Here is a 16,458-nt window from a genome sequence, read left to right as displayed (position 1 = left end):
TTTTAATTACTTATGTAGCCATTCAGTGATTAATTTTTTATACTCACTAACTTTTAAAGAACTTGCGGTTCCGGTATCTGCAGCATTAAAAACATCGACATATCCCTTACTGTTTGGAATCATATGGGCCATGCCCATGATACAATGATTCTTGTTCACTAAGTTTAAATAATGCCCTGACTCTTTATAACCATTAGCGCCATAAACGGCATATCCATATTTATTGTTCTTCCAATTAGGAGAAAACTCGTAAGGTGCTAAGCTTGGTGTTTTAGTGACATTTGCTTTCCAATTAGCTTGTTCACTTAGCCATTTCTTGACGGGATCAGTTCCACTAGCTAAGTTTTCTAAATTATTCGTATATTCATAATATTGTGGTTCAGTTAAGGTGCCACGCTTTTGATAATCTGCATCAATCATTGAAAGTGCGGTTAAAATGGGCGAAATTCTTAATTGTTTTTCTTTAAGCTGAGCGCGTACTTTATTAACATTGCTCAAATTTTTAAGGGTAGCCTGAATGTTACTAATGCTGGTAGCATCTTTTGCGCTATTCAAGTCAACGTAAGTTTTAAACCAAACAGGAGCTGATTTATTACCTAATTTACCAGTTCTGAGCAGAGTAGCAGCTGTTTTAGCAGCTGCTTTTTGGGCGGCAGTCAGTGAATTATTAGTAGAAAGAAAGTCCATAAAGGTAGCAGCATTGTTATTTTGCTTTGGCTTTTTATTAGGTGTTTTATTTTTCTTTGACTTAGAAGATGCACCTTTATTCGATTGCTTATTAGTTTTTGAATCGTCAAAATATTTACCATATGAAGGTTTTAGTATATCGAATATCTTCTTAATTTGATCATCAGTTATATATTTATTTTCTTTTTTGGCTACATTTGCCTTAACGTCACTTTTGGTAGCTGCAGTTACTTTTGGGGTAAAGCCAACTAATCCAATTGTTAATAAAAAAATAAAATTAACAGCTAAAAATTCTAAAGCTTTTTTTGTAGTTTTCATATCTGTCAAATCTTTCTATACTTAAACTTGTTGTGTATATTTTAGCAAATGCATTTAATGAAAACAATAACATATATAAGTATAATTTTGACAGGGTGGTTTTATTGCTACGTTGTTATTTATAGATTTTAATTAAAAACTGCAAAAAAAATCTCAGTACTGACTACCTAACAATACTGAGATAAATATTATTTTAACGGAATTTTTTTAATATTACCACATTAAAATAAAAGTTTATCAAAAAAATATTTTGAGAGTTATTTATCGCCATTTAAAATTGTATTTTTTACAATAACGTAATCGACTAATCTAATGGAATTAAGATTGTTGCCACCTGCATAAGAAATCGCGGACTGTAAATCTTCTTGCATTTCCTTCAAGGTATTAGTAATTGATCCGCGAAACGGAACTAGCATTTGCTTACCTTCAACGTTACGATAAGCGCCCTTTTGAACTTCAGAAGCTGATCCCCAATATTGTTTGTATGTTTTACCATTAATTTTAATAACATTGCCCGGTGATTCTTCATGACCAGCAAGCATTGAACCAATCATGACCATTGTTGCGCCAAAGCGGATTGATTTAGCAATATCACCATTATAACGAATACCGCCGTCAGCAATGATCGGCTTGCTGGCAACTTTACTACACATTCTAAGCGCTGCTAGTTGCCAACCGCCAGTTCCAAACCCAGTCTTTAATTTGGTGATGCAGGCTCGACCAGGTCCAACGCCAACTTTGGTGGCATCAGCACCAGCATTTTCTAGTTCACGTACAGCTTCAGGCGTGGCAATATTACCAGCAGTCAAAAAGGTATCTGGTAATTTGGCTTTAATGTACTTAATCATTTCAATTACAAAATTAGAATGTCCATGTGCGACATCGATAGTAATGTATTCAGGGATAATATCTTTTTCAGCTAATTGATCAATAAAAGAATATTCTTCTTTTTTGATACCCACGGAAATAGATGCAAATAAGCCCATGTGATGCATCATTTCAATAAAGCTAAGCCGCTTTTCTGGTTGAAAGCGATGCATTACATAATAGTAGTTATTTTTAGCGAGCCAGATTGCCAAATCTTCATTAATCACACTTTCCATATTTGCTGGAACCACTGGTATTTTAAATGTTCGGTTTCCAAATTTAATACTAGTATCAGCATCGTGGCGACTTTTGATGATTCCTTTATTTGGTACTAACTGAATATCATCATAATCAAAGGCTTCCATGCTAAAATAATTACTCATAAAAAATATACTCCTAAATAAATATCTGTTAACCAAAGCAACTATAATAAATTTATTTAATTTTGTCAATTAAAAATCGAACCATTTATAACAAATAATCTATAATAATTCGTATTTCTATTTGACTATCATAAAGTAAATTGCTAAACTATTCATGTTATATTGGTATATTTTTGTATGAGGTGGATAAAATGACAGCAATTGCAGTAGTTGGTAGTCAATGGGGCGATGAAGGAAAAGGGAAAATTACGGATTTTCTAAGTAAAGAAGCTTCATATGCAGTTCGTTCCAATGGTGGCAATAATGCAGGACATACAATCGAAATTAATGATAAGTCTTTTAAAATGCGTTTACTCCCGTCCGGAATTTTTGCAGCAGCTAAAGGAGCCATTATTGGTAATGGGGTAGTTATTAATCCAGAAGTTTTATTAGCAGAATTAGAAAATTTAACTGAAAATGGCATTGATACTGGTAAACTGCGAATTTCTAACCGTGCACATGTCATTATGCCCTATCATATTAAGCAAGATGAATACCAAGAAGAATCAAAAGGTAACAATAAAATTGGTACAACTAAAAATGGAATTGGTCCAGCCTATATGGATAAGGCTTCTAGAATTGGGATTCGCGTCTGTGATTTACTTGAAAAAGATACTTTTGCCACAAAATTAAGTGCTAATTTAAAGGAAAAGAACGCCTTATTTACTCAAATTTATCACAAGCCAGAACTTAACTTTGATGATATTTTTGCTACTTATTATGAATATGGACAAAAAATTAAAAAATATGTAACTGACACTTCAGTTTTAGTCAATCAAGCACTTGATCAAAATGAAAAAGTCCTTTTTGAAGGAGCACAAGGAATTATGCTTGATCTTGATGAAGGGACCTATCCTTTTGTAACATCTTCAAATACAATTTCAGGTGGTTTAACTAGTGGCATTGGTGTTGGTGCTAATCGTTTAGATACCGTAATTGGTGTATGTAAGGCTTACACTACAAGAGTCGGGGCCGGTCCATTTCCTACCGAATTATTTGATCAGACTGGTGATCGTATTCGTGAAACGGCGCATGAATATGGTACAGTTACTGGTCGACCACGCCGTATTGGCTGGTTTGATGCAGTTGCCTTGCGTCATGCAAAGCGAGTTGCGGGCATTAATGCCTTAAGTTTGAACTTATTAGATATTTTTAGTGGCTTTGATAAAGTTAAGATTGCTATTGCATATGAATTGGACGGCAAGCAAATTGACTATTATCCAGCAAGCTTAAAAGAACTGGCGCGCTGCAAGCCAGTTTATGAAGAGCTACCAGCATGGCAAGAAGATATTACCAACGTCAAAACTTGGCAAGATTTGCCAGAAAATGCCCAAAAATTTTTGCAACGGATAACAGAAGTGGTGGGGGTTCCTTTAGTAACAGTCTCGGTCGGACCAGAGCGGGAACAAACTATTGTTTTACAAAATCCTTGGGAAAAATAAATTATGTTAGAACGTTATACACGCCCAGAAATGGGTAAAATTTGGTCAACTAAAAACAAGTATGCAGCCTGGTTAAAGGTAGAAATTGCTGCTACTAATGCATGGAGTGAAGTTGGTACGATACCTAAAAATGAGGCAACTAAAATTGCTCAAAATGCTAATTTTACTGTTGAACGAGTGAATGAATTGGAACAAGTTACTCATCATGATGTGGTTGCCTTTACGCGGGCAGTTTCTGAGAGTCTTGGACCAGAAAAAAAGTGGGTCCATTATGGGCTGACCTCTACTGATGTAGTAGATACGGCTCAAGGTTACCTTTTAAAACAAGCTGATAAACTAATCCGGCAAGATTTACTGCTGTTACGACAAACAATTGCCCAAAAAGCTATTAAATATAAAAATACAGTTGAAATGGGACGGACTCACGGGGTACAGGCTGAGCCAACAACTTTTGGCTTGAAATTAGCACGGTGGTATGCTGAAATTAACCGAGATATTGAGCGTTTTGAACATGCTGCCCATGGGGTTGAATCGGGGAAGATTTCTGGTGCAGTTGGTACTTTTGCTAATGTTTTACCTGCAGTTGAGACCAGTGTTTTAAAGCAATTAGATTTGACGCAGCAACCAATTACAAGCCAAATTTTACCACGTGACTTACATGCAGAATATATTGCTACGCTGGCCCTGATTGCAACTAGTATTGAAAATTGGGCCACGGAAATACGCGGTTTACAAAGATCAGAAATTCATGAAGTTGAAGAACATTTTCGTGCTGGTCAAAAGGGGTCTTCGGCGATGCCACATAAACGTAATCCGATTGGTTCAGAAAATCTATGTGGGATGGCTCGAGTTTTAAGAGGGCAAATGCTTACTGCTTACGAAGATGTTGCTCTTTGGCATGAACGTGATATCTCCCATTCTAGCGCTGAGCGAATTATTTTACCTGATGCAACAAGTGGCATTGACTATATGCTAACTAGATTCAATCGTATCTTAACTAACCTGGATGTTTTTCCCAACACTATGCGTCAGAATATGGATAAAACTTATGGTTTGATATATTCTCAAAGATTATTACTTAAATTAATTGATGAAGCAGGATTATCACGTGAAACAGCTTATGACATGGTGCAAAAATTGACGGCTAAGTCTTGGAATAATGGTCTTTCATTTAAAAAGCTAGTTGAAGATAGTCAAATTATGAATTATCTTTCACAAGAAGACGTGAACGATGCGTTTGATTATCATTATCATTTACGTCATGTCGATGAAATTTTTCAAAAGGTTGGATTAGAATAAAATCTAATTTAATAATTTTAAATATTCTATATATAGGTATTAATGGATTCGATTGTATTGGTCGCTTAGTACTAGAGCGCATGTACGAAAAAACTAACAATAAAAAAACTGCACATTTGCATGCAGCTGTGTTAAAAAGTATATTGATTTCTGCTCAAGCTGGCAATATTAAAATTATTGTTTATTGCTTTAGTGATACAACCACACGATTTATAGCACAAATGATTTGGATATTAAATAATTAATAAAAAAGAGTAAATGAATTACTCTTTTTTTAATACTCATAAGTAATTGCTATTTATTGACCTTAATCATTACAATTAAAGTGACAATGAGAACTATGGTACTAAGTCCCAAAACACCGTATAGGGCATAATTAACATTGATTACACCGGCAATAGAGGTAAATAAGGTAGTCATTAATGGACCAGCAATTGCTAAGATGGTGTTTAAAAGCCCTGCTGAGGAAGCTAAAATTTTGCGGTCTACGGAGATAACCAACCATTGCATTAACTTAGGACTGCTCGTACCAGCTAAGAAGCCAAGAGTGGTCATTAAGATAAGGCAAGCTATGATGCTCTTATTTAGAATCGCAATGGCCATAATAGCACTGTTAACGGTAGATAATAAAGATAACTGAAAAAGTGAAGTGCTTTTAAGCAGCTTAGTGCCAAATGCACTGCCAAGAGCCAAACCGATTGCGGCCGTGGCGCCTAGGAGTGCAATGGTGAAACTATAGTTGCCAATAAACATATTTTTATTGCCGGCAATAACGATTGAGATTAGTGGTTCAACAGAGCTGAGTAGGCCGTTAAGCATGGCTATAACCAAAACAATTGTTAGGAGTCCTTGGGCTTGCCGTACTTGCTTGAGTGATGAACCAATCGTGGCAAAGAAACTTTGGTCATTGACTTCTTCTTTCTGGTTAGGCAGCTGCTTACGAACACTTGCGCCAATGTTGGCATAGAGTAAGCCAGCTGCTAAAAAAGTTAGGGCATTGACCACGGCTAGTTCTGAATATGACATGAAGAGCAGGAGACCGGAACCGACAAACTGGGCAACTAGCGTAATTAGTTGGGATACGCCACTGGTAAAGCCCTGGGCTTCAGCTATTTCATTTTCACCGACTAGGCCGACAATTAAGGGCGTTTGTAAACTGCTAGAGTACATGCCGGATAGATCAGATACAAAGTTGAGCCCGATAACCATTAAAACTAGGTTCCAGCCTACAATATTGGTGACGAAGAGCAGGGCCACCAGTATGTACAAAGCAAAGCGAAAGATTGCAAGCCAGACAATTACGCGGTATTTATTGTGCGTCCGGTCGGCCAAGTAGCCACTGAGACTTTGAATTAAGTCTGGTAGTGACTCGGTAATCGCAATCAAAGATAAGGCCAAGGAATAATTTTTCAATTTGCTAGCATAAGTCATGAGAGCCAGGTAGAAAAGGATGTTGCCTGCGCCGGATAACCAGCTGGCAAGAGTAAATTTTCTGTAGTTTTTATTCTTTAAAAAGATGTTCATAATATTTGCCTCTCATTTCTTAATTTGATGATATTTTTATTATAAATAGGCTATAATTTCAAATATAAAAATGTCGTATTCGAAATTTTTAGGCTAAATAAGAAAGAGGCAAGTGAATCCGAACAAATATAATATTAATACTGATTGGGAAAAATAAATTCAGGCGTAATAAAAATTAAAAATATAGTATTACAAGTAACAGGAATGGAGAAAATTATGACTATTGGTAGCTTATTAAGAAAATTTCGACTGAATAAAGAAAAAACTCAACGAGAGTGGATTGGGGATATTGTAAGTCCTTCCTATTACTCTAAGGTAGAAAAAGATATTCATCGTATTTCTGCAGAAGATTTAATAAGTTTACTAAATTATAATTCTGTCTCTTTACTTGATTTTTTTGGTGAACTAAATAATTCTAAACAATCAAAATATAATCAAGAACGTGAATTAATGACGGTGATTAACGATGCCTATTATCGGAATTCAAAAGATGAATTGGTGAAGTTAAAAAAATTTGTTGATAAAAGTGATTTGCCAAATAAGGAGACTGACTTACTTTATCTGGATGCTTATATTGCTAATGTAAATAATGAAGATTTAAATGATACAGAAAAAAAGGCTCTAAAAGATGAAATATTTAGCAGACCTAATTTTGATAAGTCTAAGTTAGTGCTCTATTGCAATTTTATGATGTTTTATGATTTTGAAAGTAATATGTTAATTACTAGAAGGATAATCAAGCAATTCCAGGGATCCAATGATGTGAAGACGTTGGCAATGGTTCTAACTGTTATTGGTAATTTATTAATTCAGTGTATTGAAGAGAATGAATATGATGCAACACACTTTTTGATTATAGCTGCAGATCAAATCGATACTAAATCTGAATTGTTTTTTTATAAAAATGTCATTTTGTTACTCAAAAATATGATTGAGTATCATTACAAAGCAGAAGATAAATATTTAGATATTTGTCGAATAGCAATTGAGAATTTTTCTTTATTGGGTATGCCTGAGTATGGCAAAGAATTAGAACGATTTTTTAAAAAACAAAATGGTTAATTATTAGCGGGTTATCTTTCTTGGCAGAATCTTTTCAATTACTTGTAAAAAATTATGACTATTATATTCACTTATTAAAATTGACCGCTTACTTAGATAAAGGAACCACTTGCACCATGTTGCTGGCTTTTACGTTTAAATTAGGGTTTAATTAAAACTACCAATTGAAGGGCAGGTGAGAGTTTTGAAAGTTAAAATTGATTTGAATGCGGATACTGCTGAAACAATGGTTACTATTCAGGCACCAGAATTAACAGCCGAAGTGGAAGAAATCTATCGGCAACTGCAAGAATTAAGTGAACGACCCAATCAACTAGAATGTTACAAAAATGAGCTTACATACTATTTAAATTTAGATGATATTCTATTTTTGGAAACGGAAGGTCGCCAAGTAGTTGCGCATACAAAAGGTAATTCTTTTAGCGTTAATTATAAATTATATGAATTAGAGAAATTGCTTAGCTGGCAGTTTATGCGTGTTTCTAAATCGACTATTTTAAATTTAAAACAGGTTTATGCATTGACTAGATCAATTTCTAATTGCCAAGTACATTTTCGAGATTCTTACAAAGTTGTTTACGTTTCGCGCCGTTATTATCATAATTTGAGTGATAAATTAAATGAGAGAAGGTCCTTATCATGAGAAAACAAAAGATTAAAGAAATTTTGTGGGGCATTGGTTTAGTGGCAGCAGCCGTTTTCTTAATTCTTAATCAATTACAGCTTTTATCTTTTCATTTAGGCTTGGCCACTATTTTTTGGACAGTAATTTTTGCAGTAAGCTTAATCAATAGCCTCGTTAATTATAATTTATTTGGTACAGTATTTTCAGTCGCCTTTTTATTGATTGTTTATGCTGAGCCACTACACATCACTAGTATTGTTCCGTGGACGTTACTTTTAGCAACTTGTTTAGTGTATGCGGGATTACATTTGATTTTTGCAAAAAGCTGGCATCACTATTACACATCTTATTTTTTCAATAAGCGTCAAAGCAGAGGTTGGACGGAGGGCGAATTCACCTCTACCAAAAGTGATTTTGGTGATGACAACAGTGAAAATGATGAACGTCATATCGTGATTAACCAAAAATTATCGGAAGTTTCGCGCTACGTTCATTCACAAAACTTAGAAACGGTCACTATTAATTCAACAATGGGTACAACTAGTGTTTATCTAGATTCTGCTAAACCGGCTGGCGATACGGTGATAATTAATGTCAATGCTTTAATGAGTGAGGTTGCAATCTACTTGCCATTGTCATGGCAACTTAAGGACAATTTAGCTACTATTTTGGGTGAAGTAGAAATTAATGGTACAGCAAAAGGTAATGGTCCAACGGTAATTCTGCAAGGATCAAGTAGATTTGTCTCAATTTCGATTAATTATGTTTAAAAGAGCCGTAACAATGCACCTAGCCGTATTAAAAACCTCCTAGTATTGAAAAATTTGAAGCAAAGTAAAGATTACTCTTATGAAGTATATTTAAAGAAGTAAAAAAAGACAGTACTGAAGGTGGTACTGCCTTTTTTGAAGTTAGCTAAGACTTTAAATAACGAGGAAGAAGCTAACTGTTCTTATTGTCGCTGCCAATTGGTGGTAAGCATTGCTGCAACCGCTTTTTTAATATCTTTACTTTGGGAAATCATTGAAATGACGGCTGCGCCAGCTACATTAGTTTGGGCAATTGCTGGTAAATCTGTAACCTTAATGCCACCAATTGCAACGATTGGTCTACTAGTGCGCTTGACTAGTTTAGCTAAACCAGTAAGACCTATTTCTGGATCAGCATCGTCTTTTGATTGTGTGGTAAAAATTGGACCACTGCCATAATAATCAATGCCAGCAATAAGGTCGCCTTTGGTAATTTCTGTCATAGTAGAACATGAGTAGCCCACAATCATCTGGCCGGCTACTTCATTTATTACCTGGGTAATATCTTCATCATCTTGACCAACATGGATTCCTTCAGCGTGAACTTTTTTGGCTAAAGCAACATCATCATCGATAAAAAATGGCACATCATATTTTTGACAAAGTTGGTGTAGTTCTTCGGCCATTGATAAGTGGTCACTTTGTTTCAAAGTTGATTTAGGACCCTTGTCACGGAATTGATAAGCAGTGATGCCAGCTTTGAGAGCTTCTTCTACTAATTCTGGTAGACTTTTGTTTGCGGGCAGGTCTTGTGTTCCACAGACAAAATATGCGGTTAACTGTGTGGGATCAAATTTTTGCATAATTTCTCCTAGTTTATTTTTACCCAATGATTAAGTGGTCCGTGACCATGGCCAACTTGGATGGTTTCTGCGATAGCTTTGGCTACGTATTGTTTACCAAGTTTAATTGCAGCACTTAAAGTTTGACCGTGAGCGAGCTGAGCTGTAATTGTTGCAGCTAAAGTGTCACCGGTGCCGTGAGTTCTTTTGGTGTGAGTACGTGGACTGCTAATCCAAAAATCGGTACCATCGGCTAAGAGGGCATAGTCGCGTACTAGTTCATTTTCAGCATGACCACCTTTGATTAGAACATTTTTCACACCCATCTTTTGTAAGGCATGAGCTAATGCGGGATACTGTTTTTCGCTGCTTGCCTTAATTCCCGTCAGTACTTCAGCTTCGGGCAAGTTGGGTGTTACTAAATCTGCAAGTGGTAAAAGTTCCTCTTTGACAGTTTTAACAGCATCTTTACTTAGCAGGGGTGCACCGCCTTTAGCTACCATTACGGGATCAATTGTAATGGGACCAAAATCATACTTTTTTAGGTTAAGAGCAACTTGATGCACGTGAGCTGCATCGCCAAGCATTCCTGTTTTGCAGGCGCTGATCTTAAAATCAGCGGCAAGTGAAGTAAATTGTGCGTCAATTAGTTCTAATGGTATTAAAAAAGAGTCTTGTACACCAAGGGTATTTTGTGCGGTAACAGCTACCACCACTGCTGTACCAAAAACTTTTTGCATTTGAAAAGTCTTAAGATCGGCCATAATACCAGCACCACCACCAGAATCAGTTCCAGCGATTGTTAATACTTGGGGGAAAGAATTAATTTTTTCAGTCATAAAAAGCCGTCCTTTAGTCAAATTTTGCTATTTTTTCAATATCGGCAACTTGAACTTTAGCCAAGTAGTCTATCAGATGCATACCGAACGTGCCAGGGCCAATTTTTGGATGGTCTTTAGCTAGTAATTCGCCAGTAGCTGCAAATACCAAGGTGGCAGTTTGAGCTGCTTCAAATTGATCAGCCCCAACTGCTGCAAAAGCTGCCACAATACTAGATAGTACATCACCTGAGCCAACATGGGCTTGAAATAGCGGGGTGCCGTTGTAAACATGTGCAATCTTCTTGCCATTGCTGATTGTGTCTGTTGCACCACTAGCAATAACAACACAGTCCAATTTTTGAGCCGTTTTTTGGGTGATTTGGTCAAGATTACCTGAACCCGAACCAGCATCAATCCCTCGGGCATTCCATTCAAAACCCCCTAAAGCTGCAATTTCGCCAACATTACCACGGATTATGCTAACTGGAAATCTGTGGAGGAGGTCCTGCGCTGTTTGCAGACGATAATTAACCGCTCCTACAGCGACAGGGTCAAATACGATAGGCTTTTTATCTTGGGTAGCTAAAGCGCCTATTTTTTTCATTTGGGCAATTTGCAACTGGGTTAAGGTGCCGAGATTAAGGGTAACGCTTGAAGCCATCTTAACCATTTCTTCGGCTTCGGCAATTTCTTTACTCATAATTGGTGAAGCACCAATAGCATTTAAACTATTAGCAACATCTTGAACGGTGACAAAATTAGCAGCATTTAAAACAACCGGATTTTTTTCTCGTAATTCATTGAGAATATTTAACTTCATTTCAACCTCCAACAATTGCACTAGCCTACTTGCGTAAATAAAAAGCTTTGACACTATCATGTGTCAAAGCTTAACGGTTATTGACACGTTCCTACGCAAGAATTAGCTTACAGGTTCAAAGGGTCTAGAACGTAGTTCCATCTCAGCCGCGATGGGGGCTCCCCTCGTGTTATCGCTTTCTATTATAATGACTTTTTAAGTTTAATACAATTAAAAATAGGCATAAAATAAGAATAAAATTAATAAAGTAGAAAAGAGGCAAATTAATGAGTTTCACGCAGCAATTGCATCAAGCAGCACAAAATATATGGCAAAAAAGTCTGGTGCATCCTTTCATTACAGAATTACAAAGTGGCCAACTACCGTTAACAAAATTTCGGTTTTATTTACTGCAGGATCGATATTATTTAGTTGAATTTAGTAAGTTCCATCATCTATTAGCTGAACAAGCAGGTAATCCGCAAATTAAAAAATTTTTATTGCAGAGTGAAGCAGATCTTAGAGCTTGCGAATGGTCTGCCCGCAGTGATTTTTTTACGGAATTAAAAATTACTCCAATGGAAATTAGACAAACAGCGGTTGCGCCTACGGCGTATAATTATGTCAATCATATGTATCTGACACTCGAACGTGATGGCTTTGCCCCAGCAATCGCTGCAATTGTTCCTTGTTATTGGTTGTATCAAGAAATTGGGCAAAAATTAGCTAAAGTTGGCTCACCCGTAGCACTCTATCAAACATGGATAGATACTTATGATAGTGACTGGTATGAGGTCAATGTGACGCATATTTTGCAATTAATAAATATTTTGGCTAGTCAAGCCACCGCAACTGATCGTCAAATGATGCAAACAGCTTTTATTCGCAGTAGCTACTACGAATTGCAGTTTTGGCAAATGGCTTACGCAAAAGAGCGATGGTAATAAAAAACTGAACTAGCTAGTAGTTCAGTTTTTTTATTGAGCCGCAAGTCGTTTTTCATGCCGAGCCAAAATCATGTCAACAATTGCTTGGGCGACATTAAGGTTTTTTAATAATGGTCCATGAGAATAGGTACCAATAAAGTTATGATAACGTAGCCCTTCGACTTTATCTTGGGGGTTATTACCATAACCTTCAATCATTTTGCCTAAAGGATGCAGTTTTTCTTTATCATCAAAATATGTTTGTCCTGAATGGTTTTCAAAGGCACTAACTTCACCCCAGTCGCTCAGATACCTAGTATCACCAATCATTCGCTTATCTGACTTAAAAACGGTGTGGAAGGGTAAGATATCTAGTCCTTTAATTGTAATGCCAGAATTAGTTTTGTAATAAGAACCAACTAATTGATAGCCCCCACAAACACCTAACATTGGGCCGTCACTATTGATATAGTTGGTTAAAGTATCTTTATGACGTGGTAAGTCTTTGGCAACTACAGTTTGTTCAAAATCTTGGCCACCACCAAAAAAAACAAAGTCATAGTCAAAAGCGTCAAAGCTATCGTTTAAAGAAATATTATCTATTTGAGTTGCATAATTTTGTTTTTTTAGTAAATAGCGAATAATTTTGACATCACCAGAATCACCATAGGTATTCATTAGGTCTTCGTATAAGTATGCAATTTTAATTGATTTATCTGCCATTTTATCTCTACCTCTATTCTTTGGTTAAAGTATATCCTAAAGGTAAAGCGTGAGCAAAAGATAATTATTCAATATCTTCTTGGGCAGCGAAATGATTAATTGGACCATATTTTGAGCCAACTTCAATTGGATGAGCGATTGCTTCATAAGTAAAATCTTTAGCAATTTTAACACTGTCAATAATTGACATTTTTTTGGCAAGTTCAGCAGCAATAACTGCTGATAGGGTATCGCCTGTGCCGTTAATTCGTTCAGTATTAATAAACGGCTTAGTAAATTCATAAACCTGACCGTCAGCAGCTAGCAGTACATCGGTTACTCGGGTTTGGTGAGGACTATCGTGGCGCCCCTTCATTAAAACATTCTTCGCTCCCATTGCTTGTAACATTTTTGCCCCCATCAGCACTTCTTCTTTTGAATCCAAAGAAAGCCCTGTTAATTTTTGTTGTTCATAAAAATTAGGTGTAATGATATCAGCAAGTGGTAGTAGTTCATCTAAGAAAGCTTGGTAAGCGTCATCGTCAAGCAGGGTATTGCCATGTTTAGTCATAATAACAGGATCAATGACAATCTTACCCATATCATATTTACGCAAGTTAGCTGTAACGCAAGTAATAATTTCTTTATTAGCCAGCATTCCAGTTTTAAGAGCTGAAATTGCAAAATCATCATTTAGAACATCAAATTGCTTTTGAATAAATGAAATGGGCATTACTTCTTGGGCGTAGATTCCTGTGGTGTTTCCAGCAACAGCAGCAGTTAAAAGCCCCATACCATATACTTTTCGGGCATAAAATGAATGTAAATCTGCAGTCATTCCAGCACTACCATCACTATCATTTCCTGCAATTGTCAGAGTAATAATTTCTTTTTTCATTATTATGTAATCCTCTTTTAAATAAAAGTTTTATGTTCACAGTATAACTTAAAAAATAAGGACAATGCTATAATTATTTCTTGTAAAAGCAAGGTGGGGTAGTAAAATTATGATGAACCGCTTTCTTATAGAAAGGACAATTTATGGCGAAAAATTACATTATGGCAATTGATGAAGGAACAACCTCAACGCGGGCAATGATTATTGACCATCAAGGTCGAAAAGTTGCTTCTTCACAAAAGGAATTTCCGCAATATTTTCCACAACCAGGTTGGGTTGAGCACAAAGCAGAGGAAATCTGGCATGCAGTTCAAACTACAATTGCTAATGCGATTATTAATTCAGGAATTCGTCCAGAACAGATTAAAGGTATTGGCATTACTAATCAAAGAGAAACAACGGTAATTTGGGATAAAAAGACTGGTAAGCCAATTTATAATGCAATTGTGTGGCAATCTCGCCAGACAACTAAGTTGGCTGAAAAATTGAAAAATGCTGGTTATAGCAAATTAATCCATAAAAAAACCGGTCTAATTATTGATCCGTATTTTAGTGCTACCAAAATTCGTTGGATTTTAGATAATGTTGCAGGTGCACAGCAAAAAGCGGAACAGGGTGACTTGCTTTTTGGGACGATTGACAGTTGGTTGTTGTGGAAATTAACGGACGGTGCAGTTCATGTGACCGACTATACGAATGCTTCCAGGACAATGTTATTTAATATCCATGATTTAAAATGGGATGAAGATATACTTGAATTGTTAAATATTCCTAAAAAAATGTTGCCAGAGGTTAAATCTAATTCTGAGATATATGGTTACACTAATTCGTATACTTTTTTTGGTGGTAAAGTACCAATTTGTGGTATTGCTGGTGACCAGCAGGCGGCTCTTTTTGGTCAATTGGCTTTGAAAAAAGGAATGGTAAAAAACACTTATGGAACTGGTTCATTCATTGTAATGAATACTGGTGAAGAACCGACTGAATCGGATAATAATTTATTGACGACTATTGCTTATGGACTTAATGGTCAAATTAACTATGCTCTTGAAGGCTCTATTTTCGTTTCAGGGAGTGCTATTCAATGGTTGCGCGATTCAATGAAAATGGTTAAAACAGCAACTGAATCTGAAACAGCAGCTAAGTTATCCAAATCTGAAAATGAAGTTTATGTTGTGCCAGCATTTACTGGCTTAGGAGCTCCATATTGGGATTCGGCAGCCCGTGGGGCAGTTTTTGGGGTTACACGTGGAACAAATCGTAATGATTTTATTAAGGCTACACTGCAGTCATTAGCCTATCAAACTAGAGATGTAGTTGATACAATGCAGATAGATTCAGGAATCAAAATTCCAACTTTACGTGTAGATGGAGGCGCATCAAATAATGATTATCTTTTACAATTTCAAGCTGATTTATTAGGAATTAAAATTGAACGTGCTCAAACATTAGAAACAACTGCTTTAGGCGCAGCCTTTTTAGCAGGGCTGGCAGTAGGATATTGGAAAGATCTTGATGAATTAAAAGATATATTTGTTGTGGGCAAAACTTTTGAATGTCAGATGGCAGAGGAAGAACGCAACCGCTTGTATCAAGGATGGAAAAGGGCGGTTAAAGCTACGCAAGTTTTTGCTCATGGTGAAGAAGCATTGAACAAGTAGGAAAGAGTGAGTAAGTTGGCACACAAACGAATCATTAAATTAGATGGACCACTAAATTTTAGAGATATTGGTGGCTATCAAAATGAAAATGGACAAACAGTTAAATGGAATAAAATTTATCGCTCAGATTCGCTCAGCTCTTTAAGCGCAAGTGATCAAAAAAAATTAGCCCAATTGCGGATTACTACTGATTGTGATTTGCGTTCGCAATACGAAAAAAATACTGCGCCAGATATTTTATGGGCAAACGTCAAGTTGGTTGATGTCCCTGTATATGCTGAAGTCGGGGCCGATAAATCAAAGGAACATTATAATTCTCAGTTTTTGGGTCAACTACCCAGTCTAAATAACAATTTTATGGGTCGAATTTACCAGCAAACTTTACTTAATGCACATAGTCAGACGATGTTTGCTAAAGTATTTGCTGAACTTTTAACCTTACCCGAGGAGGAAGCCTTAGTATATCATTGCAGTGCTGGTAAAGATCGAACCGGTATGGTGTCAGTCTTAGTCTTAATGGCTTTAGGAATTGCGGATGACACAATTGCCCGCGATTATCTGTTAACTAACCAGCTTTACGATTTTGCGGTTTCGCGTCAGCTGCCCAGTAATGATGAGATTTCCCAAATGGTCGCTAAGATGAATGTAACTAAGGGTGAAGGAATTGCAATTAAAGGCATTACCGAAACCATTCGTCAGGGCTGGGGAGACTTTGCTACCTTTTTCAAAAAAGAATTAGGCTTTAGTATCATGGATTACCAGCAGTTACGAAAAATGTATTTAGTATAGAGTTAGTTTTAATATAAAAAACTTC

16 protein-coding genes and 1 riboswitch are annotated in these 16,458 nt (G+C 36.3%); of the genes, 8 read left to right on the top strand and 8 right to left on the bottom strand.

Features of this window, described 5'->3' with window-relative positions; genetic code table 11:
* Nucleotides 1-6: 6 nt before the first annotated feature.
* Both F5ESL0233_RS08415 and F5ESL0233_RS07565 read right to left on the bottom strand, forming a co-directional pair.
* A complete protein-coding gene (locus tag F5ESL0233_RS08415) occupies nt 7-1,005 on the bottom strand; it encodes a CAP domain-containing protein (RefSeq protein WP_233554981.1) in 999 nt (332 codons plus the stop codon).
* Between the two features lie 257 nt (nt 1,006-1,262).
* On the bottom strand, nt 1,263-2,255 hold the full coding sequence (locus F5ESL0233_RS07565; protein ID WP_090092630.1) for a GMP reductase: 993 nt from the start codon (nt 2,253-2,255) through the stop codon (nt 1,263-1,265).
* Between the two features lie 191 nt (nt 2,256-2,446).
* On the opposite strand from F5ESL0233_RS07565, the gene F5ESL0233_RS07560 reads away from it, so the two are divergent.
* Nucleotides 2,447-3,736: an adenylosuccinate synthase gene (locus F5ESL0233_RS07560; protein ID WP_122059541.1), complete on the top strand. Its 1,290-nt coding sequence runs from the start codon at nt 2,447-2,449 to the stop codon at nt 3,734-3,736.
* Nucleotides 3,737-3,739: 3 nt separating this feature from the next.
* Nucleotides 3,740-5,035 (top strand): adenylosuccinate lyase, encoded by a 1,296-nt coding sequence (gene purB, locus F5ESL0233_RS07555; RefSeq protein ID WP_122059539.1) that lies wholly within the window; start codon nt 3,740-3,742, stop codon nt 5,033-5,035.
* Nucleotides 5,036-5,329: 294 nt separating this feature from the next.
* Here the strand turns inward: purB and F5ESL0233_RS07550 are convergent, their stop codons facing one another.
* Nucleotides 5,330-6,559 (bottom strand): MFS transporter, encoded by a 1,230-nt coding sequence (locus F5ESL0233_RS07550; protein ID WP_122059538.1) that lies wholly within the window; start codon nt 6,557-6,559, stop codon nt 5,330-5,332.
* 216 nt (nt 6,560-6,775) lie between these two features.
* Here F5ESL0233_RS07550 and F5ESL0233_RS07545 point away from each other — a divergent pair, with 216 nt between their 5' ends.
* The 3 genes from F5ESL0233_RS07545 to F5ESL0233_RS07535 all read left to right on the top strand — a co-directional run bounded on the left by F5ESL0233_RS07545 (nt 6,776) and on the right by F5ESL0233_RS07535 (nt 9,016).
* Nucleotides 6,776-7,621 (top strand): helix-turn-helix domain-containing protein, encoded by an 846-nt coding sequence (locus F5ESL0233_RS07545; RefSeq protein WP_122059536.1) that lies wholly within the window; start codon nt 6,776-6,778, stop codon nt 7,619-7,621.
* Nucleotides 7,622-7,805: 184 nt separating this feature from the next.
* Nucleotides 7,806-8,264, top strand: coding sequence for a LytTR family DNA-binding domain-containing protein (locus F5ESL0233_RS07540; protein ID WP_090092622.1), 459 nt, complete (start codon nt 7,806-7,808; stop codon nt 8,262-8,264).
* Nucleotides 8,261-9,016 (top strand): hypothetical protein, encoded by a 756-nt coding sequence (locus F5ESL0233_RS07535; RefSeq protein ID WP_122059535.1) that lies wholly within the window; start codon nt 8,261-8,263, stop codon nt 9,014-9,016. The genes F5ESL0233_RS07540 and F5ESL0233_RS07535 overlap by 4 nt, the downstream gene beginning before the upstream one ends.
* Before the next feature lie 182 nt (nt 9,017-9,198).
* Here F5ESL0233_RS07535 and thiE read toward each other — a convergent pair whose 3' ends face one another.
* From thiE to thiM, 3 genes are read right to left on the bottom strand one after another with little or no spacing between them, the layout of a single operon-like run.
* Nucleotides 9,199-9,861: a thiamine phosphate synthase gene (thiE, locus tag F5ESL0233_RS07530; protein ID WP_122059641.1), complete on the bottom strand. Its 663-nt coding sequence runs from the start codon at nt 9,859-9,861 to the stop codon at nt 9,199-9,201.
* 5 nt (nt 9,862-9,866) lie between these two features.
* Entirely contained in the window at nt 9,867-10,676 is an 810-nt protein-coding gene (thiD, locus tag F5ESL0233_RS07525; protein ID WP_122059533.1) for a bifunctional hydroxymethylpyrimidine kinase/phosphomethylpyrimidine kinase, read from the bottom strand.
* Nucleotides 10,677-10,689: 13 nt separating this feature from the next.
* Nucleotides 10,690-11,478: a hydroxyethylthiazole kinase gene (gene thiM / locus F5ESL0233_RS07520; protein WP_122059532.1), complete on the bottom strand. Its 789-nt coding sequence runs from the start codon at nt 11,476-11,478 to the stop codon at nt 10,690-10,692.
* 71 nt (nt 11,479-11,549) lie between these two features.
* A riboswitch (TPP riboswitch) is annotated at nt 11,550-11,653 on the bottom strand.
* 91 nt (nt 11,654-11,744) lie between these two features.
* Between thiM and tenA the strand changes: the two genes are divergently transcribed.
* The gene (gene tenA, locus F5ESL0233_RS07515) at nt 11,745-12,401 is read left to right on the top strand and encodes a thiaminase II (RefSeq protein ID WP_122059530.1); all 657 of its coding nucleotides are present in this window, start codon (nt 11,745-11,747) and stop codon (nt 12,399-12,401) included.
* Between the two features lie 33 nt (nt 12,402-12,434).
* On the opposite strand, the gene F5ESL0233_RS07510 is transcribed toward tenA, so the two are convergent.
* Complete coding sequence (locus F5ESL0233_RS07510) at nt 12,435-13,106, bottom strand: type 1 glutamine amidotransferase (RefSeq protein WP_122059529.1); 672 nt, start codon at nt 13,104-13,106, stop codon at nt 12,435-12,437.
* A 64-nt stretch (nt 13,107-13,170) separates the two neighbouring features.
* A complete protein-coding gene (gene thiD / locus F5ESL0233_RS07505) occupies nt 13,171-13,983 on the bottom strand; it encodes a bifunctional hydroxymethylpyrimidine kinase/phosphomethylpyrimidine kinase (protein WP_370448351.1) in 813 nt (270 codons plus the stop codon).
* Between the two features lie 143 nt (nt 13,984-14,126).
* Here thiD (F5ESL0233_RS07505) and glpK point away from each other — a divergent pair, with 143 nt between their 5' ends.
* Both glpK and F5ESL0233_RS07495 read left to right on the top strand, forming a co-directional pair.
* Nucleotides 14,127-15,644 (top strand): glycerol kinase GlpK, encoded by a 1,518-nt coding sequence (glpK, locus tag F5ESL0233_RS07500; protein ID WP_090092609.1) that lies wholly within the window; start codon nt 14,127-14,129, stop codon nt 15,642-15,644.
* Between the two features lie 15 nt (nt 15,645-15,659).
* Nucleotides 15,660-16,433 (top strand): tyrosine-protein phosphatase, encoded by a 774-nt coding sequence (locus F5ESL0233_RS07495; RefSeq protein ID WP_122059639.1) that lies wholly within the window; start codon nt 15,660-15,662, stop codon nt 16,431-16,433.
* The last annotated feature ends 25 nt before the right edge of the window (nt 16,434-16,458 follow it).

The organism is Lactobacillus sp. ESL0233 (assembly GCF_003692995.1).
GTDB classification, from domain to species: Bacteria; Bacillota; Bacilli; order Lactobacillales; family Lactobacillaceae; genus Lactobacillus; species Lactobacillus bombicola.
Note: the sequence above shows the minus strand (reverse complement) of the source record. Positions and strands in the feature narration are given on the sequence as shown.